General features: G+C 65.2%; 21 protein-coding genes. 7 read left to right on the forward strand and 14 right to left on the reverse strand.

Translation table 11 applies throughout. From position 1 onward, the window contains the following. Both BN1119_RS08160 and BN1119_RS08165 read right to left on the reverse strand, forming a co-directional pair. On the reverse strand, positions 1 to 1,127 hold a 1,127-nt coding region (locus BN1119_RS08160; protein WP_041996607.1), incomplete at its 3' end, for an MFS transporter. Then, positions 1,120 to 1,623, reverse strand: coding sequence for a nucleoside deaminase (locus BN1119_RS08165; protein ID WP_041996348.1), 504 nt, complete (start codon positions 1,621 to 1,623; stop codon positions 1,120 to 1,122). The genes BN1119_RS08165 and BN1119_RS08160, both read right to left, overlap by 8 nt. 123 nt (positions 1,624 to 1,746) lie before the next feature. Here BN1119_RS08165 and BN1119_RS08170 point away from each other — a divergent pair, with 123 nt between their 5' ends. Then, the gene (locus tag BN1119_RS08170) at positions 1,747 to 2,589 is read left to right on the forward strand and encodes a LysR family transcriptional regulator (RefSeq protein ID WP_041996610.1); all 843 of its coding nucleotides are present in this window, start codon (positions 1,747 to 1,749) and stop codon (positions 2,587 to 2,589) included. 29 nt (positions 2,590 to 2,618) lie between these two features. Here the strand turns inward: BN1119_RS08170 and BN1119_RS08175 are convergent, their stop codons facing one another. From BN1119_RS08175 to BN1119_RS08185, 4 genes are all read right to left on the reverse strand, one after another. Next, on the reverse strand, positions 2,619 to 3,086 hold the full coding sequence (locus BN1119_RS08175; protein ID WP_041996351.1) for a GyrI-like domain-containing protein: 468 nt from the start codon (positions 3,084 to 3,086) through the stop codon (positions 2,619 to 2,621). A 22-nt stretch (positions 3,087 to 3,108) separates the two neighbouring features. After that, positions 3,109 to 3,264: a pleiotropic regulatory protein RsmS gene (rsmS, locus tag BN1119_RS19930; protein WP_084205358.1), complete on the reverse strand. Its 156-nt coding sequence runs from the start codon at positions 3,262 to 3,264 to the stop codon at positions 3,109 to 3,111. 84 nt (positions 3,265 to 3,348) lie between these two features. Next, a complete protein-coding gene (locus BN1119_RS08180) occupies positions 3,349 to 3,816 on the reverse strand; it encodes an acyl-CoA thioesterase (RefSeq protein WP_041996354.1) in 468 nt (155 codons plus the stop codon). Between the two features lie 74 nt (positions 3,817 to 3,890). Further along, positions 3,891 to 4,733: a DMT family transporter gene (locus BN1119_RS08185; RefSeq protein WP_041996357.1), complete on the reverse strand. Its 843-nt coding sequence runs from the start codon at positions 4,731 to 4,733 to the stop codon at positions 3,891 to 3,893. A gap of 63 nt (positions 4,734 to 4,796) precedes the next feature. Here BN1119_RS08185 and BN1119_RS08190 point away from each other — a divergent pair, with 63 nt between their 5' ends. Next, the gene (locus BN1119_RS08190) at positions 4,797 to 5,450 is read left to right on the forward strand and encodes a tellurite resistance TerB family protein (RefSeq protein WP_041996360.1); all 654 of its coding nucleotides are present in this window, start codon (positions 4,797 to 4,799) and stop codon (positions 5,448 to 5,450) included. Positions 5,451 to 5,641: 191 nt separating this feature from the next. Beyond that, entirely contained in the window at positions 5,642 to 6,100 is a 459-nt protein-coding gene (locus BN1119_RS08195) for a GNAT family N-acetyltransferase (protein ID WP_041996363.1), read from the forward strand. 38 nt (positions 6,101 to 6,138) lie between these two features. On the opposite strand, the gene BN1119_RS08200 is transcribed toward BN1119_RS08195, so the two are convergent. Further along, complete coding sequence (locus BN1119_RS08200; RefSeq protein ID WP_041996365.1) at positions 6,139 to 7,581, reverse strand: aminotransferase-like domain-containing protein; 1,443 nt, start codon at positions 7,579 to 7,581, stop codon at positions 6,139 to 6,141. Positions 7,582 to 7,702: 121 nt separating this feature from the next. On the opposite strand from BN1119_RS08200, the gene BN1119_RS08205 reads away from it, so the two are divergent. Genes BN1119_RS08205 through cydX form a run of 3 tightly spaced genes read left to right on the forward strand, consistent with a single transcriptional unit; the run spans position 7,703 to position 10,539 of the window. Then, positions 7,703 to 9,274 carry a cytochrome ubiquinol oxidase subunit I gene (locus BN1119_RS08205; RefSeq protein ID WP_041996368.1) on the forward strand — a complete coding sequence of 524 codons (1,572 nt, stop codon included), beginning with the start codon at positions 7,703 to 7,705 and terminating at the stop codon, positions 9,272 to 9,274. Continuing rightward, on the forward strand, positions 9,274 to 10,401 hold the full coding sequence (cydB, locus tag BN1119_RS08210; RefSeq protein WP_041996371.1) for a cytochrome d ubiquinol oxidase subunit II: 1,128 nt from the start codon (positions 9,274 to 9,276) through the stop codon (positions 10,399 to 10,401). The genes BN1119_RS08205 and cydB overlap by 1 nt, the downstream gene beginning before the upstream one ends. Before the next feature lie 24 nt (positions 10,402 to 10,425). Beyond that, positions 10,426 to 10,539 (forward strand): cytochrome bd-I oxidase subunit CydX, encoded by a 114-nt coding sequence (cydX, locus tag BN1119_RS08215; RefSeq protein WP_005310033.1) that lies wholly within the window; start codon positions 10,426 to 10,428, stop codon positions 10,537 to 10,539. A 63-nt stretch (positions 10,540 to 10,602) separates the two neighbouring features. Here cydX and BN1119_RS08220 read toward each other — a convergent pair whose 3' ends face one another. The 5 genes from BN1119_RS08220 to BN1119_RS08240 form a co-directional block, all read right to left on the reverse strand. Beyond that, positions 10,603 to 11,775, reverse strand: a complete 1,173-nt coding sequence (locus tag BN1119_RS08220; RefSeq protein WP_041996375.1) for an MFS transporter — start codon at positions 11,773 to 11,775, stop codon at positions 10,603 to 10,605. Positions 11,776 to 12,268: 493 nt separating this feature from the next. Further along, positions 12,269 to 13,072: a 2,5-didehydrogluconate reductase DkgB gene (gene dkgB / locus BN1119_RS08225; RefSeq protein WP_041996378.1), complete on the reverse strand. Its 804-nt coding sequence runs from the start codon at positions 13,070 to 13,072 to the stop codon at positions 12,269 to 12,271. Between the two features lie 89 nt (positions 13,073 to 13,161). Further along, complete coding sequence (locus BN1119_RS08230; RefSeq protein ID WP_041996381.1) at positions 13,162 to 13,452, reverse strand: putative quinol monooxygenase; 291 nt, start codon at positions 13,450 to 13,452, stop codon at positions 13,162 to 13,164. Between the two features lie 154 nt (positions 13,453 to 13,606). Continuing rightward, positions 13,607 to 13,972 (reverse strand): VOC family protein, encoded by a 366-nt coding sequence (locus BN1119_RS08235; RefSeq protein WP_041996384.1) that lies wholly within the window; start codon positions 13,970 to 13,972, stop codon positions 13,607 to 13,609. Positions 13,973 to 14,010: 38 nt separating this feature from the next. Further along, entirely contained in the window at positions 14,011 to 14,385 is a 375-nt protein-coding gene (locus tag BN1119_RS08240; protein ID WP_041996387.1) for a DUF6404 family protein, read from the reverse strand. Positions 14,386 to 14,580: 195 nt separating this feature from the next. On the opposite strand from BN1119_RS08240, the gene BN1119_RS08245 reads away from it, so the two are divergent. Then, a complete protein-coding gene (locus BN1119_RS08245; RefSeq protein ID WP_041996390.1) occupies positions 14,581 to 15,483 on the forward strand; it encodes a LysR substrate-binding domain-containing protein in 903 nt (300 codons plus the stop codon). A 168-nt stretch (positions 15,484 to 15,651) separates the two neighbouring features. Here BN1119_RS08245 and glpK read toward each other — a convergent pair whose 3' ends face one another. Together glpK and BN1119_RS08255 are read right to left on the reverse strand one after the other, a co-directional pair. Beyond that, positions 15,652 to 17,157 (reverse strand): glycerol kinase GlpK, encoded by a 1,506-nt coding sequence (glpK, locus tag BN1119_RS08250; protein WP_041996393.1) that lies wholly within the window; start codon positions 17,155 to 17,157, stop codon positions 15,652 to 15,654. Positions 17,158 to 17,187: 30 nt separating this feature from the next. Beyond that, positions 17,188 to 18,036: an MIP/aquaporin family protein gene (locus BN1119_RS08255; protein ID WP_041996396.1), complete on the reverse strand. Its 849-nt coding sequence runs from the start codon at positions 18,034 to 18,036 to the stop codon at positions 17,188 to 17,190. Between the last annotated feature and the right edge of the window lie 67 nt (positions 18,037 to 18,103).

Below are 18,103 nucleotides of genomic sequence, written 5' to 3' on the forward strand. Positions count from 1 at the left end.
ATCAGGATCAGGGCGCCGAGCTGCCACTGCCAGGCGGCGGCGAAGTCACCGCTTGCGTGGTGCAGGCGGGCCGCCACCCAGGGGCCGGTGGCCGCCACCATGAAGCCGACTCCTTGCATCAGGGCGCAGAGGGCGCCCGCCCGGCGCGGGTCGGGCAGGTGATCCAGCGCAATCACCATGATGAGGGAGAAGCTCCCCCCAAGCCCGGCGCCGCACAGCAGGCACCAGAGCAGGGGGGCGGCCTGGGGCGCGAGCCAGAGGCCGCCAAAGCCTGCCAGCTGCATGGCGATGGCCAGCGCCATCCAGGGCCGGCGGTCCAGCCGACCGGCTGCCAGCAGGGGCAGGCCAAGGCCGCTCGCGGTCTGGGCCAGGGCGAGCCAGGCCACCAGCTCGCCCCCTTGCTGGGCGCTCCAGCCCGCCGCCATGTAGGCCGGTGCCAGCCAGGCCACGACGATGCCGTAGCCGCTGTTGATGATGCCAAAGCAGGCGATGAGCAGCCAGGTACGGGGCAGGGGGAGCAGCCGCTGCTCCCCGGTGGGGGCGGGCGTGCTGGCCGGGGCAGGCAGGGGCACCCGCCAGGCCAGCCAGCCGAGGGCCAGCAGCACCGGCAGGCCCCAGAGCGCCAGCGCCCGAGACCAGTCCAGATACTCGGCAAGGCGCGGGGTGAGCACGGCCCCGAGCGCCCCGCCCCCCATCATGCAGGCGGAGAAGATCCCCATCACCAGGGGCACCTTTTGGGCGAACCCCTCCTTGATGAGGCCGGGCAGCACCCCCTGCACCAGGGCCGAGCCCAGCCCGCACAGGGCGGCGCTGGCGATGAGCAGGGCGCCGCTCGCCAGATCGACGCGCAGGGCGCTGCCAAGGGCGAGCAGCAGCAGGGCCGCCCCGAGCAGGGGGCGCGGGCCCGTGCGACCCAGGAGTGCCGGGGTGAGCAGCACGCCGACCCCGATAAGCCAGAGGGGCAGCAGGGTGACCCAGGCCAGGGTATCCACCCCGAGGGCCAGCCTCGCGTCGATGCGAGGGGCCAGGGGGCCGATGGCGGTGAGGAAGGGGCGCAGGTTGAGGGCGATGAGGATCACCAGCACCAGCAAGGCGCCGCTGCCCGGGGGAAGGAGGCGCTTATGCATGGGGCATGGGACCGTAGAGGGTCTTTGCCGCGATGGGGCTCGCCAGCTTGATGAGGGGCAGGGGCGGCGGACACAAGGGCAGGCGCAGGGCGGCGTAGGCGGCGCGGCTGTCAAAGCCGAAGGGGGCGGCATCCTCGTTGTCAAAGGCGTAGTAGACGGCGCTGATGCCGTTCATCACCAATGCCGACAGGCACATGGGGCAGGGGTGCCCGCTGGCATAGACGATGGCCCCGGCCAGCGGCCCCTGGCGACTCCCTTCCCGCAGCGCTTCCAGCTCGGCGTGACGGGTGGGATCCCCCGCCTCCAGCATGCGGTTGACGGCGCTCGCCACCAGCCGGTTCTCCCTCACCAGCAGGGCGGCGAAGGGGCGCCCTCCTTGCTGACGATGGGTCAGGGCCAGGTGCAGGGCCTGCTCCAGCCACTCCTGATGGCTGGGGACCGAGGCGGCGGTGAGGGAGTCGAGGAGGCGGGCACCGGAGTGGGGAGGCTGTGACATGGGTTCATCCTGGGAGAATAGGGGGTGACGGCAGCCTAACGGGCTCGCAAGTCATTTGGAAATTAAATGATAAAATGACTTTCAGTGGTTTTATAAATGGAGAATCCCCCCATGGAGCGACCCTTGCTGGATCCCCAATTGCTGCAGAGCTTTGTCGCCATCGTCGAGACCGGCAGCTTTACCCGCGCCGCCGAGCGCGTCCACCTTACCCAGTCCACCCTGAGCCAGCAGATGCGCCGTCTGGAGCAGCAGCTTGGCTGCACCCTGCTCGACCGATCCGCTCGCCAGGTGGTGACCACGGCCCAGGGGGAGACACTGCTCGGGCTGGCGCGCCGCATCCTGGGGCTGCTGGCCCGGGCGGGGGAGCGGGTGAGCGAGGCGAGCCACCCCCTGCGCCTCGGGGTGCCTGAGGATTTTGCCGCGGGCGCCATGACCCCTGTGCTGGCCGCCTTCGCCCGCGCGCACCCGCAGGTGAGGCTGGAGGTGCAAAGCGATCTCAGCCACGCCCTGTGGCAGGCGTTCGAAGGGGGGGAACTGGATATTGCTCTCATCAAGCAGGGGCGCGGCCAGGGGGAGCCCATCACCCGCTGGCGCGAGCCCCTGGCCTGGGTCGACAGCCGGGAGTGGCCCGCCGCCGGGCGCGATCCTGTTCCCCTGGTGGTGTTTCCAAGCGAGGGGCTCTATCGACGCCAGATGACCGACGCCCTGGATGCCGAGGGGATCCCCTGGCGCATCGCCTACGTGAGCGCCAGCCTCGCCAGCCTACAAGGGGCGGTGAGCGCGGGGATCGGGGTCAGCCTACTGCCGGCGCGCCTGCTGCAACCGGATCAGGTGGCGCTGGCTCACTGGCCCGCAGTGCGCCCTGTGGAGCTGGCCCTGCACCAGGGGCCGGGCACGAGCGAGCCCCTCGCCCGGCTGGGGGAGGCCCTTATGGCGCTCTGTGACGAGGTGATGGGGCCGAGGTAGCCCGGCCCCCCGGCCCGGGCGTTCAGGGGTCAGGCCAGGGCCTGTTTTGGCACCACGGCGAGCCAGATCTCCACCTCGCCGCTGCCGGTGGCGGCGTCAAAGCGGGCGCCGTAGCGCTCGAAATCCGGCTTGTGGGCAGATTGATAGTCAGATTGCGCGAGCCAGTCCAGCGCACTCTGCCAGGTCTGGGGCAGGGCCGAGACATGGCCGAGATGGCGGAAGATGGCGTAGGTCTGGGGCTCGATGCGCATCCGCCCGAATGTCTTGGGCAGCGCCTCCAGGGCGGCGACCTCCACCCCGCACAGGTATTCGCAGTGGGTGTCGGTAGCGGCGCAGATGACGCCAAAGGCGTGCTCGCCCAGCTGCCCCGGCAGGGGGAGCAGGGCGCTGAAGTCGCGCCACTGGCCGCCGAAGTCCCCCTGCTCGAAGGGGTGGTGACGGCGCAGGCCGGCCAGCTGCATGGCGCGGCCTTGTTCGAAGCGAATGGGTGCTGACATGGTACCTCCTGCGGGAGAGAGATCAGGACTCCCGACCTTCCTCGAGCTTGCGCTCATAATCCCGGCGAACGATGGCGAGTGCCGCCAGGGCGAGCGCGGGGGCGATGTGGTTGGTTTCCAGCAGTTCAATCAGATCCACCGCGAGCTGGACCTCGGGTGGTGCAGTTTCCAGGGACATCTTGGTTTCTCAAGGGCAAGGGGGGTCGCCATTATAGCGCCCGGCGCTGCGAAGACACGCCCCGGCTGCCCGGGGCGGGATGGGTCACATGTGCTGGCGCATCTCCTTGTCCAGCTCCTCGCGCAGGGCCATCAGCTTCTTGGCGTACTGCTGCAAGCTCAGATCGCTCTCGCTCACCGGCTGCCACTGGGGCACAGGGGTGGGTTTGCCGTGCTCGTCCATGGCCACGAAGATGATGATGCAGTGGGTGGTCTTGTGGCGCTCGGGGTCTGTGGGGTGGCGGCTGTAGACATCCACCGCCAGGTGCATGCTGGTGGTGCCTGTGTGGATCACCTTGGCGTGCACTTCCACCAGCTGGCCTATCTGGATGGGGCGCAAGAAGCGGATGCCCCCCACATAGACGGTGACGGCATAACCGCCACACCAGCCGGCGGCGCAGGCGTAGCCAGCCTGATCGATCCACTTCATCACCATGCCGCCATGGACCTTGCCGCCGAAGTTGACGTCGGCGGGCTCGGCGAGAAATTGCAGGGTCAGTTCACGGGCGCTCATGGTACTTCCTTCTCTTTGTGTGTCACGCAGGGGCGAGGTGCTCGTCTGCCAGACGGGCCCTGGCCTGCTCCGGTTTATCTGGATGGGGAGGGGCGCCCCCTTATGGTCAGGGCTATGCCCCCCAGTATGGCCAGGGAGGACAATAACAGTCGCAGCGACCAGGACTCATCCAACCAGAGCATCCCGGCCAGGGCGGCCAGCGGGGGCACCAGCAGCTGGACGCTGGCGGCCAGGGTGCGGCCAAGGTGGGGCAATACCTTGTACCAGAGCGCATAGCCGAGCCCGGAGGCCAGCGCCCCCGAGGCCAGGGCGTAGCCGATGGCGGCCGGGCTGGCCTGCAACTGCCCGAGCAGTAGATAGAGCAGAGCGGCGGGCAGGCTGGCGCGCAGAAAGTGGCCGGCATTGGCGGCGATGGGATCGCCAAAGCGCGAGGCTCGCAGGGTATAGCCGGCCCAGGCGATGCCGGCCGCCACCATCAGGGCTGCCCCCAGCGGATCCGGCGCCGTGATGCCGGGCAGCAGCAGGAAGATGACGCCTCCCATGGCGAGCAGCAGGCCCAGCCACTGGCGTGGCGGCAGCCGTTCTCCCCGCAGCAGGGGCGGCGCCAGCATGCTGAGCTGGACGGCGGCAAACAGCAGCAGGGCCCCCGTGCCTGCCGTCAGGGTCAGATAGGCGAACGAGAAGGCGGCGCCGTAGACAATGAGGGCGAGGGCGCCGCCCCAGTCCCCTTGCCGGGGGGATTGGCGCCGGGCCGAACAGAGCAGCACCAGTATCAGGGCGCCGCTGGTCAGGCGTAGCAGGGTAAACAGAGCCGGATCCATCCGCTCTTCGAACAGGGCGAGGCGACAGAGCACAGAGTTGGCGGCGAACGCCATCAGGGTCAGCAGGGTCAGCAGCAGCAGGCGGGGCAGGGGCATCCATTCACCTTGAGTTCAGAGGAGGCGGCACAGCATGGAACCTCATGCCAATGAGGAGGCCCCATGAAACAGATGCTGGAGCAATTGATGGGAGCTGGCAAGGGCTGGCTCAACGATGGTGGTGACAGCCGCAAGGCCCAGATGAAGGGCATGGCCCAGGGGGGGCTGGCGGCCGGGGCCATGGCGCTGCTGCTTGGCAACAAGAAGATGCGCAAATATGGCACCAAGGTCGCGGCGGTGGGGGGGGCGGCGGCCCTCGGCGGGTTGGCCTACAAGCTCTACCAGGACTGGCAGCAGAACCAGAGTGCGCCTGCGGCCGGCACGCCCCATCCCCTCAATGAGCTGGCGGGGGCCGAACTGGATGCCCGCGCCAATCTGCTGGTGCGTGCCATGGTGGCGGCGGCCCGGGCCGACGGCCACATAGATGCCGATGAGCGCCAGAAGATACAGCAATACCTGACCGAGCAGGGCCAACCCGATGCCGCCCGCTGGATTGACGCCGAGCTGGCCCGCCCCCTTGATCCCCAGGCCCTGGCCCGGGAAGTGACCGACATGGAGCAGGCCACCGAGGTCTATCTCGCCTCCCTGCTCACCGTCGAGGTGGATCACTTCATGGAGCGCGGCTATCTCGACGAGCTGGCCCGCGCCCTGAAACTCGATGACAACCTGAAAACCAGCATAGAGCGCCAGGTGGCCCAGCTGGGGGCGCCAGCCTGACGCCTCTTTGTCAGCCCCATGGTTAGCAAGGCCCCGTACGGGGCCTTGTTCATTGGTGGCCATTGGTGTGATCTGGCACCAGGAAAGGATACGTTTGACCCTTTACCATGGTGCAAACGTCCCTGTGACCCGCCCTTTCCCCGGGCCTGCGGGGTCAGCTAGTTCACCAAATGCAACGCAAGGAGCCGCCATTGGAGATACGCAAGGCAACCGAGCAGGATCTCGACGCCATCGTCGAACTGGATCGGCAGATAGGACAGATCCACTTCGAACAGGTGCCCGAGGTGTTCTGCGCTCCCTCTTCCCGGCAGCGGGGGTTTCTGCTGGACGCCATCCAGAGCGAAGGGCGGCTGTTTTGTGTCGCCCTGGTGGAGGGATGGGTGGTGGGGTTTCTGAGCGCCCGGATCGACATCAATGAAACCGTCCCGTTTCTCACCACGCTGCCCGTCTGCCGCATCACCACTCTGGTGGTGGATGAGCAGCACAGATCCCGGGGCATAGGCCGGGCGCTGATCGCCCATTGTGACGACTGGGCCAAGGCCCATGATGCCAGCCAGCTCAAGCTGGAGGTCATGTCATTCAATGCGCGGGCCAGATCGCTCTACGAGTCCCTTGGCTTCAAGCGTCAGTCCGAGATCTACGCCAGATAAGGCTCCCCTATTGCGGCGAGCCCGCCCGCAAGGCCCCGTCATGGGGCCTTGTCGCTTCCGGCATCCTGCTGGGGGGCGAGCTGTTGCTGGACCAGGGCCGCCAGCTCGGCAAGGGCCGCCTCCAGCGCCGGGCTCCAGGGGTGGGAGCTGTTGAGTCGCAGGCAGTGGTTGTGCTGGCCCTGGCTGGAGAACAGGGCCCCGGGGGCCAACGAGAAGCCGCTGGCCAGCGCCTGGGCATAGAGGGCCCGGCTGTCGAGGCGCGCGTCGAATGTCAGCCAGAGGAAGTAGCCGCCGTCCGGGGTCGAGATATGTACCTCGTCCTGGAAGAGGCGCAGCAGGGCCGCCCGCATCTGCTGCTGGCGCTGGGCCAGGGTGTGGCGCAGACGGCGAAAGTGGGCATCCACCCCGCCCTGGCGCAGCATGTCGGCGAGCGCCAGCTGGCTCGGCACATTGGTGGACAGGGTCGACATCAGTTGCAGGCGCTGGATGCGCTCGGCGTGGCGCTTCGTCACCACCCAGCCGACCCGAAAGCCCGGCGCCAGGCACTTGGTCCAGGAGCCGCACAGCAGGCTGTCGCCCCGGGCATCCCAATGGGTGATGGGCCTTGGCCGCTCGCGCCCGAAGTAGAGCTCTGCATAGACGTCGTCCTCCACCAGAGGCACCTCATGGGCGTTGAGCAACGCCATCAGTCCCTGCTTGTGGCCATCCGGCATGGTGTGACCGAGGGGATGCTGGACGTTGCCCATCAGCCAGCACGCCTTGATGGGGCGCTGGGCGAGGGCCTCCTCCAGCAGGGCGAGATCGATGCCCACCCCGGGGATCACGGGTATTTCCACCACCTTGAGCTTGAGCCGCTCTATGGCCTGCAGGGCGCCGTAGAAGGTGGGGGACTCCACCACCACCCAGTCCCCGGGCTCGGTCAGCACCTGCAAGCTTAAGGAGAGCGCCTCCATGGCGCCCGTGGTGATGATGATCTGCTGGGGATCCACCGCCATTCCCTCGCTGGCGTAACGCTGGGCGATGGCGCGGCGCAGCGCCTCGTTGCCGGGAGGCAGATCTGCCACCGTGCTGAAGGGGTCGAGGCGGCGCATGCAGCTTGCCAGGGCCCGGCCGAGCTGGGGGTGGGGGAAGAGGGCGGGATCCGCCACCGCGAGCCCCAGTGGCACCAGCTCCCGGGACTTGCTCGCCTGCAACACCTCGAACACCAGATCGTTGATGTCCACCGAGCCGCTGTAGCGGGCCTGCTGGGCCGTGCCGGCGGGCAGCGGGGAGGTGGCGGCCTTGACGTAGTAGCCGGACTGGGGCCTGGCCAGGATGAGGCCGCGGCTTTCCAGCAGCTGATAGGCCTGCAGCACCGTCATGGGGCTCAAATGATGGGTCTTGCAGCTCTGGCGGATGGAGGGGATGCGCTCCCCTGGCTGCCAGAGGCCGCTCTCTATCTGCTGCTGCAACAAGGCAGCCAGCTGACCGTAACGGGACATGGTGTGGCCTAAACTGTTATAGGTGGATTTCACTATAACTGCATCTGTTATAGGTGTCATGGCACGTGTTGTACTTAACGGGCGAAAACCTGCCTGTTAAATGCAACATAGAGAGTCATGCATGATAAGCCTGGATGATGTGGTCAGCCTCTCCCGAATACAGTTCGGCGCGACGGCGATGTTCCACTTTCTGTTTGTACCCCTCACCCTGGGGCTGTCCTGGATCCTGGTGATCGCCGAGTCGGCCTACGTGATGACCGGCAAGGTGATCTACAAGGACATCACCCGCTTCTGGGGCAAGCTGTTCGGTATCAACTTCGTCATGGGGGTCACCACCGGCATCACCCTGGAGTTCCAGTTCGGCACCAACTGGGCCTACTACTCCCACTATGTCGGCGACATCTTCGGCACCCCGCTGGCGGTGGAGGGGCTGATGGCCTTCTTCCTGGAGTCCACCCTGGTGGGTCTGTTCTTCTTCGGCTGGGACAAGCTCTCCCGTGGTCAGCACCTGCTGGTGACCATGCTGGTGGCGCTTGGCTCCAACCTCTCCGCGCTCTGGATCCTCATTGCCAACGGCTGGATGCAAAACCCGGTCGGCGCCGAGTTCAACCCCATGACGATGCGAATGGAGCTGGTGGACGTAGGAGCGGTGATCTTCAACCCTGTGGCCCAGGTCAAGTTCGTCCACACGGTGGCGGCGGGCTATGTGGCCGCCTCCCTGTTCGTGATGGGGGTGAGCAGCTGGTATCTGCTGCGTCGCATGGAGGTGCGCTTCGCCCTGCGATCCTTTGCCATCGCCTCGGGCTTTGGTCTGGCCGCCATCCTCTCGGTCATCGTGCTCGGGGACGAGTCGGGCTATCGCTCCGGCGAGGTGCAGAAGGTCAAGCTCGCCGCCATCGAGGCGGAGTGGGAGACCGAACCCGCCCCTGCCTCCTTCACCCTGTTCGGCCTGCCGGATCAGCGCGCCGAGACCACTCACGCTGCCATCAAAATACCCTATCTGATGGGCATCATCGCCACCCGCTCCCTGGATGAGCAGGTGACGGGTTTGAAAGATCTGAAGGCGCAGCACGAGGTGCGCATTCGCAGCGGCATGCAGGCGTTCGACGCCCTGGAGGCGCTGCGCTCAGACGGCAGCAATGCCGAGGCGAGAGCCACCTTCGAGCGCCACCGCGCGGATCTCGGCTACGGCCTGCTGCTGACCCCCTACGCCGCCGATATCGGCAAGGCGGACGAAGGGGCCATCGCCCGGGCGGTGGACGACTCCATCCCCCAGGTGGCGCCGCTGTTCTGGAGCTTCCGGCTGATGGTGGGCATAGGCGTGGTGCTGCTCGGGCTCTTTGGTGCCGCCTTCCTGCAGCTGTGCCGGGGCAAGCTGGTGCAATCGACCCGCCTGCTCAAGGCGCTGTTCTGGAGCATACCGCTGCCCTGGATTGCCATCGAGGCGGGCTGGTTCGTGGCCGAATTTGGCCGCCAGCCCTGGACCATCAGCGACGTGCTGCCGGTGTCCGCTTCCGTCTCCTTGCTGCAACCTGGGCAACTCTGGTTCAGCCTGATCGCCATCTTCCTTATCTACAGCACGCTGCTGGTGGTGGAGCTGTTCTTGTTGCGTCACGTGATCCGCAAAGGGCCCGCCAGCCTGCAGACGGGTCGTTATCAAGGTGAAGTGTTGAAAAACGGGAGTCCCGTCTGATGGATTACGAAACCCTGAAACTCGTCTGGTGGGGGCTGGTGCTCTTCCTGCTCATCGGCTTCGTGGTGATGGATGGCTTCGATCTCGGGGTCGGCATGCTGCTCCCCGTGGTGGCCAAAACCGATGAGGAGCGGCGAGTGCTGCTCAACAGCGTTGGGCCCGTGTGGGAGGGCAACCAGGTGTGGCTCATCGCCGGTGCCGGTACCCTGTTCGCCGCCTGGCCCCTGGTCTATGCCGCCTCCTTCTCGGCGCTCTATGTGCCCTTCATGTTCCTGCTGTTCGGCCTCTTCCTGCGCCCGGTCGGCTTTGACTATCGCAGCAAGCTGCCGGATCCGAACTGGCGCCGCTGGTGGGACAGGGCCCTGGTGATGGGGGCCCTGCTGCCGACCCTGGTGTTTGGCGCGACCCTCGGCTTCTTGTTGCAAGGGCTGCCGTTTCGCTTCGACTCGGCCCTTCGCATCCACTACGGCGCCTTCGATTTCAACTGGCCGCTGCTGTTGACCTGCATGGGCACGGCGCTGGCTCTGCTGATGCTCCATGGTTGCAGCTTCCTGCAGTGCAAGACCCAAGGGGTGATAGCAGCGCGCTGCGCCCGCCAGAGCCGCTGGCTCGGCCCATTGGCGAGCATTCTCTTTGCCCTCGGTGGTTTCTGGCTCAGCCAGATGCGCGGTTACCGGATAGCCGAGATAGGGGATCTCAACAGCGCCCTGACCCCCCTGATGAAGCAGGTGGTGACGGCGCCGGATGGCTGGTTTGGCAACTTCGTGGCGCACCCTGTGCTCTGGGCTGTGCCGGCCCTCGGCCTCCTGCTGCCGCTCTTGAGCACGCTGGCAAGCCACCTTGGCCGGGCGCGGCTGGCGATCGTCGCCAGCGGTGGTGCCTGCGCCGCCATGATGCTGACCGTGGCCATCGCCCTCTTCCCCTTCGTGCTGCCCTCGTCCCTGGATCCGTCGAGCAGCCTGACCCTGTGGGACGGCACCTCCAGCGAGGGCACCCTGCTCATCATGCTAGGCATAGTCGCCGTGCTGATGCCCATCAATCTGGGCTACACCCTCTGGGTCTACTGGGTGGCGCGGGGCAAGATGAGTACCGAGCAGGTGCGCCAGCAGGGCCATAGCCTCTACTAACACGGGAATTGAGGAGTCTTCGATATGTGGTATTTCACCTGGATACTGGGGCTGGGGTTTGCCCTGCTGTGCGGCCTGGTCAATCTGCTCTGGCTGGAGGCGCGCTGGGCCGCCGACGAGGATCTCAAGGAGTCTTGATCCGCTCTTTTTTGCCAATGAAAGAGGCCGACACTGGGTGTCGGCCTTGTCGTCTGTGGGAGGTTAAACCGCCAGCGCCAGTTTGGCTTCGCGCTTCTCGCTTGCATGGGTGAGGCCATAGGCCAGCAGCACGATGAGGGCCCCGATCCAGGGGGTGTGCATCAACCCCAGGTGCTCCACCACAAAACCGCCAACGACAGAGCCCAGGGCGATGCCGACGTTGAAGGCGGCGATATTGAGGCCGGAGGCCACGTCCACGGCGTTCGGGGTATGGCGCTCGGCCTGTTTCACCACCAGCACCTGCAGGCCCGGCACGTTGCCAAACGCGAAGGCACCCCACACCAGCACGGTGAGCACCGCCAGCACAGGGTGGGGCGCCGTGAAGGTGAGCATCAGCAGGATGAGTGCCAGGCCGCCAAACATCAGCTTCAGCGCGGGCAGCGGGCCCATCTTGTCCGCCAGCTTGCCGCCCCAGATGTTGCCGACCGCCACCGAGACTCCGTACACCAGCAGGATCAGGCTCACCGCATTGGCACCGAAACCGCTCACCTGCTGCAAGATGGGGGCGAGGAAGGTAAAGGCGGTGAAGGCGCCGCCGTAACCCAGGGCCGTCTTGGCGTAGACCATCAGCAGCGGCTTGTGGGTCAGCACGGCGAGCTGCTCGCGGATAGTGGAGGCTGTCCCCTTGGGCAGGTTGCTCGGGATCAGCAGCAGGCTACCGACCATGGCGATGACCCCGAGTGCGCTCACCACCAGGAAGGTCTCGCGCCAGCCGAACTGCTGACCAATCCAGGTGCCGAGCGGCACGCCTGTCACCAGGGCGACGGTCAGGCCGCTGAACATGATGGCGATGGCGCTCGCCGCCTTCTCTTTGGCCACCAGACCGGTGGCTATGGTGGAACCCACCGAGAAGAAGACCCCGTGGGCCAGGCCGGTGAGGATGCGGGCGACGATCAGGCTCTCGTAGCCGGGGGCCTGCCAGGCCAGCAGGTTGCCGGCGGTGAAGAGCGCCATCAGGCCCCCCAGCAGCCACTTGCGCGGCAGCTTGCCGGTGAGCGCCGTTAAGATCGGCGCGCCTATGGCGACGCCCAGGGCGTAGAGGCTGACCAGCAGGCCCGCCGAGGGGAGCGAGACATTGAGCTGCTCGGCTATGGTGGGGATCAGCCCCACTATTACAAATTCGGTGGTGCCGATCGCGAAGGCACTCAGGGTGAGGGCAAATAACGCCAGTGGCATACAAACTCCTTGGATAGTGGCTCCCGACGGGAGAATGGCGCCAGTATGCCGATGAGCTTTGTTGGCAAAAATGACGGTAACGTCAAATTACTTTTGCTAAATCAGCAGCAATGGAGCCGTGGAATGGGGTAGAGGGAGTGCCCGAGGCAGCGGAGGCAAAGCGCGTAGAAGCAAGGTGTACAGACCGAGCTGGGAACAAAGAGGAAAGGGGCAAGGGAAGGGGGCTGCTGCGCGGGCGGCGGTGGCGCGCGGTATTGGAGACAAAAAAAGCGGGAGGCACTGGGCCTCCCGCTGGTGTTCAAGAATGTCATTAGAGCGTTATTTGCTCCCTTCTCCCCTTGCGGGAGAAGGGTTGGGGATGAGGGGGAGCTATCGGGTTAAAGGTCTAATGACCTATAAAGAGGAGCTTGCCCTCACCCTCTCCCACAGGGAGAGGGGAGCACTTCGTGGGCTCATGGTACTCAATCTTGCTATTTGATGAGCCGTTGTCAGCTTAATCCCACTTTGGGGCGAAGTCCGGGTTGGCGCAGCGCTCGCCCCGCTCCAGGGTGGCAATCTGTGCCATCTCCTCGGGGCTGAGTTGCACCTTGAGGGCGGCCAGGTTGGCGGCGAGATTCTCCCGCTTGGTGGAGCTTGGGATCACCGTCATGCCCTGGGCCAGCAGCCAGGCCAGGGACACCTGGGCCGCCGAGACGCCGTGGCGCTTGCCTATCTCCATCAGCAGCGGCTCGCTCAGCACCTTGCCATAGGCCAGCGGCATATAGGCGGTGATGGCAATGCCCTGATCCTGGCAGAACTCCACCACCTTGCGGTTTTGCAGCAGGGGATGGATCTCCACCTGTTGGTGGGCGATGGCACCCGGCCCCAGGATAGCGATGGCTTCTTTAAGCTGGGCGACCGTGAAGTTGGAGACCCCGATCTCCCGGGTCAGGCCACGGGCTTTGGCCTCGGCCAGCTGCTCCAGATAGACCGCCATCGGCACCTCATCCTTGGGGGAGGGCCAGTGAATAAGCGCCAGATCCAGATAGTCGGTGCGCAGTTTCTCCAGGCTCAGCTCCAGGCTCGGGATCACCTTGCCCGGGCCAAATTCGCTGATCCACACCTTGGTGGTCAGGTAGATATCCTGGCGGGGGACGCCACTTTCGCTCATCAGCTGGCCCACTTCGGCCTCGTTGTCATAGATCTGGGCGGTATCTATGTGGCGATAGCCGAGATCCAGACCCTGCAGCAGGGAGTCGCGCAGGGGCTGATCTTTCAGGCGAAAGGTACCAAGACCCAGGTTGGGCATCTTCATCATCATATTCCTCAAGTTATTGTTTCTACGCTCAATATTGTGTCGGCCCATCCTCGCATCCAGGGCGGGCAGAGGACAGGCCGCAGCTGGATTCAGGCTAGCTGATAGCGGCGAACACTGGTGCTGGCAAACCAGCCCCGGGTGTTGGCCATGAAGGCGAGAAAATGGGGCTGCTGCTGGTGGGCACTGAGCGCCGCATCGCTCTCCCACTCCTCGTGCAGCATCCAGCCATGGGGGCTCTCCAGGCTCTGGTGCAACTGGTAGCAAAGGCACCCCGGCTCTTGCAGGGTAGCCGCTATCAAGGGGTCCAAGGCGGCGCGACACTCGGCGGTGAATTCGGGTTTGGCCTCAAGCTCGGCAATCACTGTGATGGGGGATGACATGGGCACCTCTTTGCTAAAACGACGGTCAGTATGCCCCCGGCAGACTGGGGGAAACAGGGCAGCAGTCGCAAAACACTATTGAGGTGAGTGCAGCAATGTGGCCTCCCCATGGCGGGTCGTGGTGCAGGTGGGCCAGGGGGAGGGCAGAGTATGATCAGGTGCTGGCCGGTTCCGACCAGACCGCAAACTCGTTGCCGCTGGGCTCGACAAAGTGGAAGCGGCGGCCGCCGGGGAAGTCGAACAGCGGGCGGTTGATGATGCCGCCATGGTGCTGCACCTTGGCCTGGGTGGCCGCAATGTCGGCGCTGTAGAACACCAGCAGGGCGCCCCCCTGATGGCTGTGACTGCATATATCTGCGCGGTAGAAGCCGCCATCCAGCCCTTCCCCTTCGAAGGCGCAATAATCGGGGCCGTAGTCCGCGAACTGCCAGCCAAAGGCGGCGGTGAAGAAGGCCTTGGTCGCGGCGAGATCCCTGGCCGCAAACTCCACATAGTTCAGTTTTTCATGGGCCCTGGTCATAAGGGTCTCCTTGTCCATGTCGGTGGTTATGTCGGTTGTCAGCCTTGCTGGGGGCGGCTCGTGGAGTGTGCCAAGGTATCCCAGGGGGTCAGCTTGAGTTGCTTGCGCCGAAACCAGAGCCAGGTCGCCATCAGCAGACCGAGCCCTATGCCGAACAGGGCGCTCTGGCGCAGGGCGAATGCCGGGCTCACCTCATGCTGCCAGCCGAGGTACCACATCAACACCCCCCAGATGGCACCTGTTGGCAGACCAAAAGCAAGTAGGTTGACCAGAAAGCGTTCATGGTGGGGCGGTCTGAGTCGCAGGCCCAGCCTGCGCAGCAGTCTGCACAGGGGCGGATTGTAGTTGGCGTGCCACACGCCTTTGCTTTCCAGCTCCTGGTGGGCTGCCGCCAACCGCTCTTCAAAGTTCATGATGTTTATCCTTGCAATGGTGTGGCGCCATACGGTGCCTTCTTGGTGGTATTGTATCGGCAAGGCGGGTTGGCGGTTTGAGCTGGCCATCACGTTGTTTATCTGTGGAAATAAAGAATGTGGCCCCCTGTCTGCCTTGCCAACCCAGGGCCATTGCGCCTATAAAGCCCCATGACTCTTGCCAGGATGACAACAATGAAGACCCATTCCGATGAACTGACCCTGTTCGTGGCCGTGGTGGAGGCGGGCAGCTTTCGCCAGGCGGCGGAGAACCTCGGCATGGACAACTCCGTGGTGAGTCGCGGCATCAAGCGACTCGAAGAGAAGCTCGCCACCCTGCTGCTCAACCGCACCACGAGGCGGGTCAGCCTGACCGAGGAGGGGAGCTGGTTCTATCAGCGGGCGGTGAAGATTTTGAGCGAGATGAGCGAGGCGGAAGGGCTGCTGCTGATGCGCCGGGAACAACCCGAAGGGGTGTTGAGGGTCGATGCCGCCACCCCTTTCATCCTGCACCGGCTGGTGCCCATCATAGGGGAGTTTCGCCGCCGCTACCCCGGCATAGAGCTGCAACTGCACAGCTCCGAGGGTTTCATCAACCTGATGGAGCGACGGGTGGACATGGCCATTCGCATCGGCGAGCTGAGCGACTCCTCCCTGCGGGCCCTGCCCCTTGGCCGCTCTAGGCTGCGCCTGCTGGCATCCCCCGCTTACCTGAGCGAGCGCGGCACCCCGCGCCAGCCGGCTGACTTGCTGGCGGGCCACGAGCTGCTCGGTTTTTTGCACCCCGATCACCTCAACCACTGGCCGCTCTTGAGTGCGGAGCAGGGGGACAGATTCCCCATCACCCCGACCCTGAGGGCCAGCAGCGGCGAGACCCTGCGCCAGCTGGCGCTGCGTGGGCAGGGGATCGTCTGCCTGTCGGATTTCATGACGGGGGAGGACAGGGCGAGCGGTGCCCTGGTGGAAGTGCTGGCCCGCAGCAACAGCGGCGCCTCGCGCCCCATCAACGGGGTCTTCTACTCCGATGCCCAGCGGGACATACGGCTGCGGGTCTGGCTCGATTTCCTCAAAGAGCAGCTCGGCGCCGAGGCCTTGTAGGTGGCGGCCAGGGCGTTGCACCCTCTGCCGACCCCTCTTTGCCAGAAGGGAGAGAGTGCATGCCTTTCCTGACGAAGGGGAGGGGCGAGGTGCTTGCGAGCGCCAATGAAAGAGGCCGACATCCCTGTCGGCCTCTTGTCTATCTGACGGATGGGACAGGTCGCACCATCACTCCTCTTGCGCCCAGCGCAAGGAGCGCTGCACGGCCTTCTGCCAACCGCCATAGAGGCGATCGCGACAGGCGCTGTCCATCTGGGGGGTGAACTCGCGGTCCACGCTGAACTTGTCCTTGAGCTCGTCGGCGCTCTTCCAGAAGCCGACGGCGAGGCCGGCCAGGAAGGCGGCGCCCATGGCGGTGGTCTCGATCCGGGTCGGGCGTACCACAGGGGTGCGCATCATGTCGGACTGGAACTGCATCAGGAAGTCGTTGGCCACGGCACCGCCGTCCACCTTCAGGGCTGCCAGCTTGATGCCGGAATCCTGCTGCATGGCGTCCAGCACGTCACGGCTCTGGTAGGCGATGGATTCCAGCGCCGCGCGGATCACGTGGTTGCGGTTGGTGCCACGGGTCAGGCCGACCATGGTGCCGCGAGCATAGGGATCCCAGTAGGGGGCACCCAGGCCGACGAAGGCCGGTACCAGGTAGACGCCATTGGTGTCGCCCACCTTGGTGGCGAAGTAGTCGGTGTCGCGGGCATCGTGAATGAGCTTCATCTCGTCGCGCAGCCACTGCACGGTGGCGCCGCCCATGAAGACGGCCCCTTCCAGGGCGTAGTTGACGTCACCCTTGGGACCGACCGCGATCGTGGTCAGCAGGCCGTTGCTGGAGCGAACCGGCTCTGTGCCTGTGTTCATCAGCAGGAAGCAGCCGGTGCCGTAGGTGTTCTTGGCCATGCCCTTCTCGAAACAGAGCTGGCCGAACAGGGCTGCCTGCTGGTCACCGGCGATGCCGGCGATGGGGATGCGGGCGCCGCCGCCACGGGTGGTGTAGCCATAGACCTCGGAGGAGGGCTTGACCTCGGGCAGCATGGAGGCGGGGATGCCCAGCTCGTCCAGCATGCGCTGATCCCACTTCAGATCGCGGATGTTGTAGAGCATGGTGCGCGAGGCATTGGTGGGGTCGGTGACGTGCACCTCGCCGTTGGTCATCTTCCACAGCAACCAGGTGTCGACGGTGCCAAACAGCAGCTCGCCGTTCATGGCCTGCTCCCGTGCCCCTTCCACGTTGTCCAGGATCCACTTCACCTTGGTGCCGGAGAAGTAGGCATCGACCACCAGGCCGGTGTTTTCGCGCACGTACTCTTCCAGGCCACGGGCCTTGAGCTCTTCACAGATGGCCGCGGTGCGGCGGCACTGCCAGACGATGGCGTTGTAGATGGGCTTGCCGGTGGCTTTCTCCCACACCACTGTGGTTTCACGCTGGTTGGTGATGCCGATGGCGGCGATCTGGTCGCTGTGCAGGCCGCTCTTGGCCAGCACCTCGGTGAACACGGAGGACTGGGTCGCCCAGATCTCCATGGGGTCGTGCTCGACCCAGCCCGCTTTCGGGTAGTGCTGGGTGAACTCGCGCTGGGAGACGGCCACTATGTTGGCATCCTGATCGAAGACGATGGCGCGAGAAGAGGTGGTGCCTTGGTCCAGGGCGACGACGTATTTTTGTTGTTCAGTTGACATGATGTTCTCCAGGTTTGGATGGGACCGCTCTTAGGCGGCGGCCTCTTCTTTGTTAGACAGCTTGGCGGCGTCTTCGGTCGCGACGCGGTTGCCCGGCACGCAGGGCGCCAGCACTTTCACATAGAGAGCGGTACCCAGCTGGGCGCCAACGATGGGGCCGAGGATGGGTACCCAGAAGTAGGGGTTGTCGCGACCGCCGGTCAGGGCCATGTCGCCCCAGCCTGCGAAGAAGGCGAACAATTTGGGACCGAAATCACGGGCCGGGTTCATGGCAAAGCCGGTCAAGGGGCCGAGAGAGGCGCCGATCACCGCGATCAGGATGCCGATGAGCAGGGCGGCGGCGAAGCCTTTGGGGCCGCCATTGTTCGCATCCCCCAGGGCCATGATGCCCAGCATCAGCACGGCGGTGATCACCAGCTCGACCGCGAACGCCTGCATGTTGCTGAGCAGGGCATTGGGGTAGGTGGAGAAGATGCCGGCGGTGCCGAGGCTCTCGACGCTGCCGCGCACCACGCCATGGGTCAGTTCCCACTGGGTGAACAGGTTGGCGTAGAGGAAGTAGACCAGGGCGGCGGAGGCGAAGGCGCCCGCTATCTGGGCGATGATGAAGGGCACCACCTTGCGCTTGTCGAAGCCGCAGAAGGTCATCAGCGCCAGGGTGACCGCCGGGTTCAGGTGAGCGCCTGATATGCCGCCGGTCACATAGATGGCGATGGCCACCCCCATGCCCCAGGTGATGGAGATTTCCCACTGGCCGAAGTTGGCGCCGGCCAGCACCAGGGCCGCCACGCAACCGACGCCGAAGAAGATCAGCAGGCCGGTGCCGATAAATTCGGCGAGGCACTCGCCGAGCAGGGTATTGGGTCTTTGTATGCTCATACCGTTAGATTCCTTTTTATCCACCCACAGACAGGTTTTGATATTCCATGTTTTCAGTCCACTTGGT

It is taken from the genome of Aeromonas bivalvium, assembly GCF_000819765.1.
GTDB classification, from domain to species: Bacteria; Pseudomonadota; Gammaproteobacteria; order Enterobacterales; family Aeromonadaceae; genus Aeromonas; species Aeromonas bivalvium.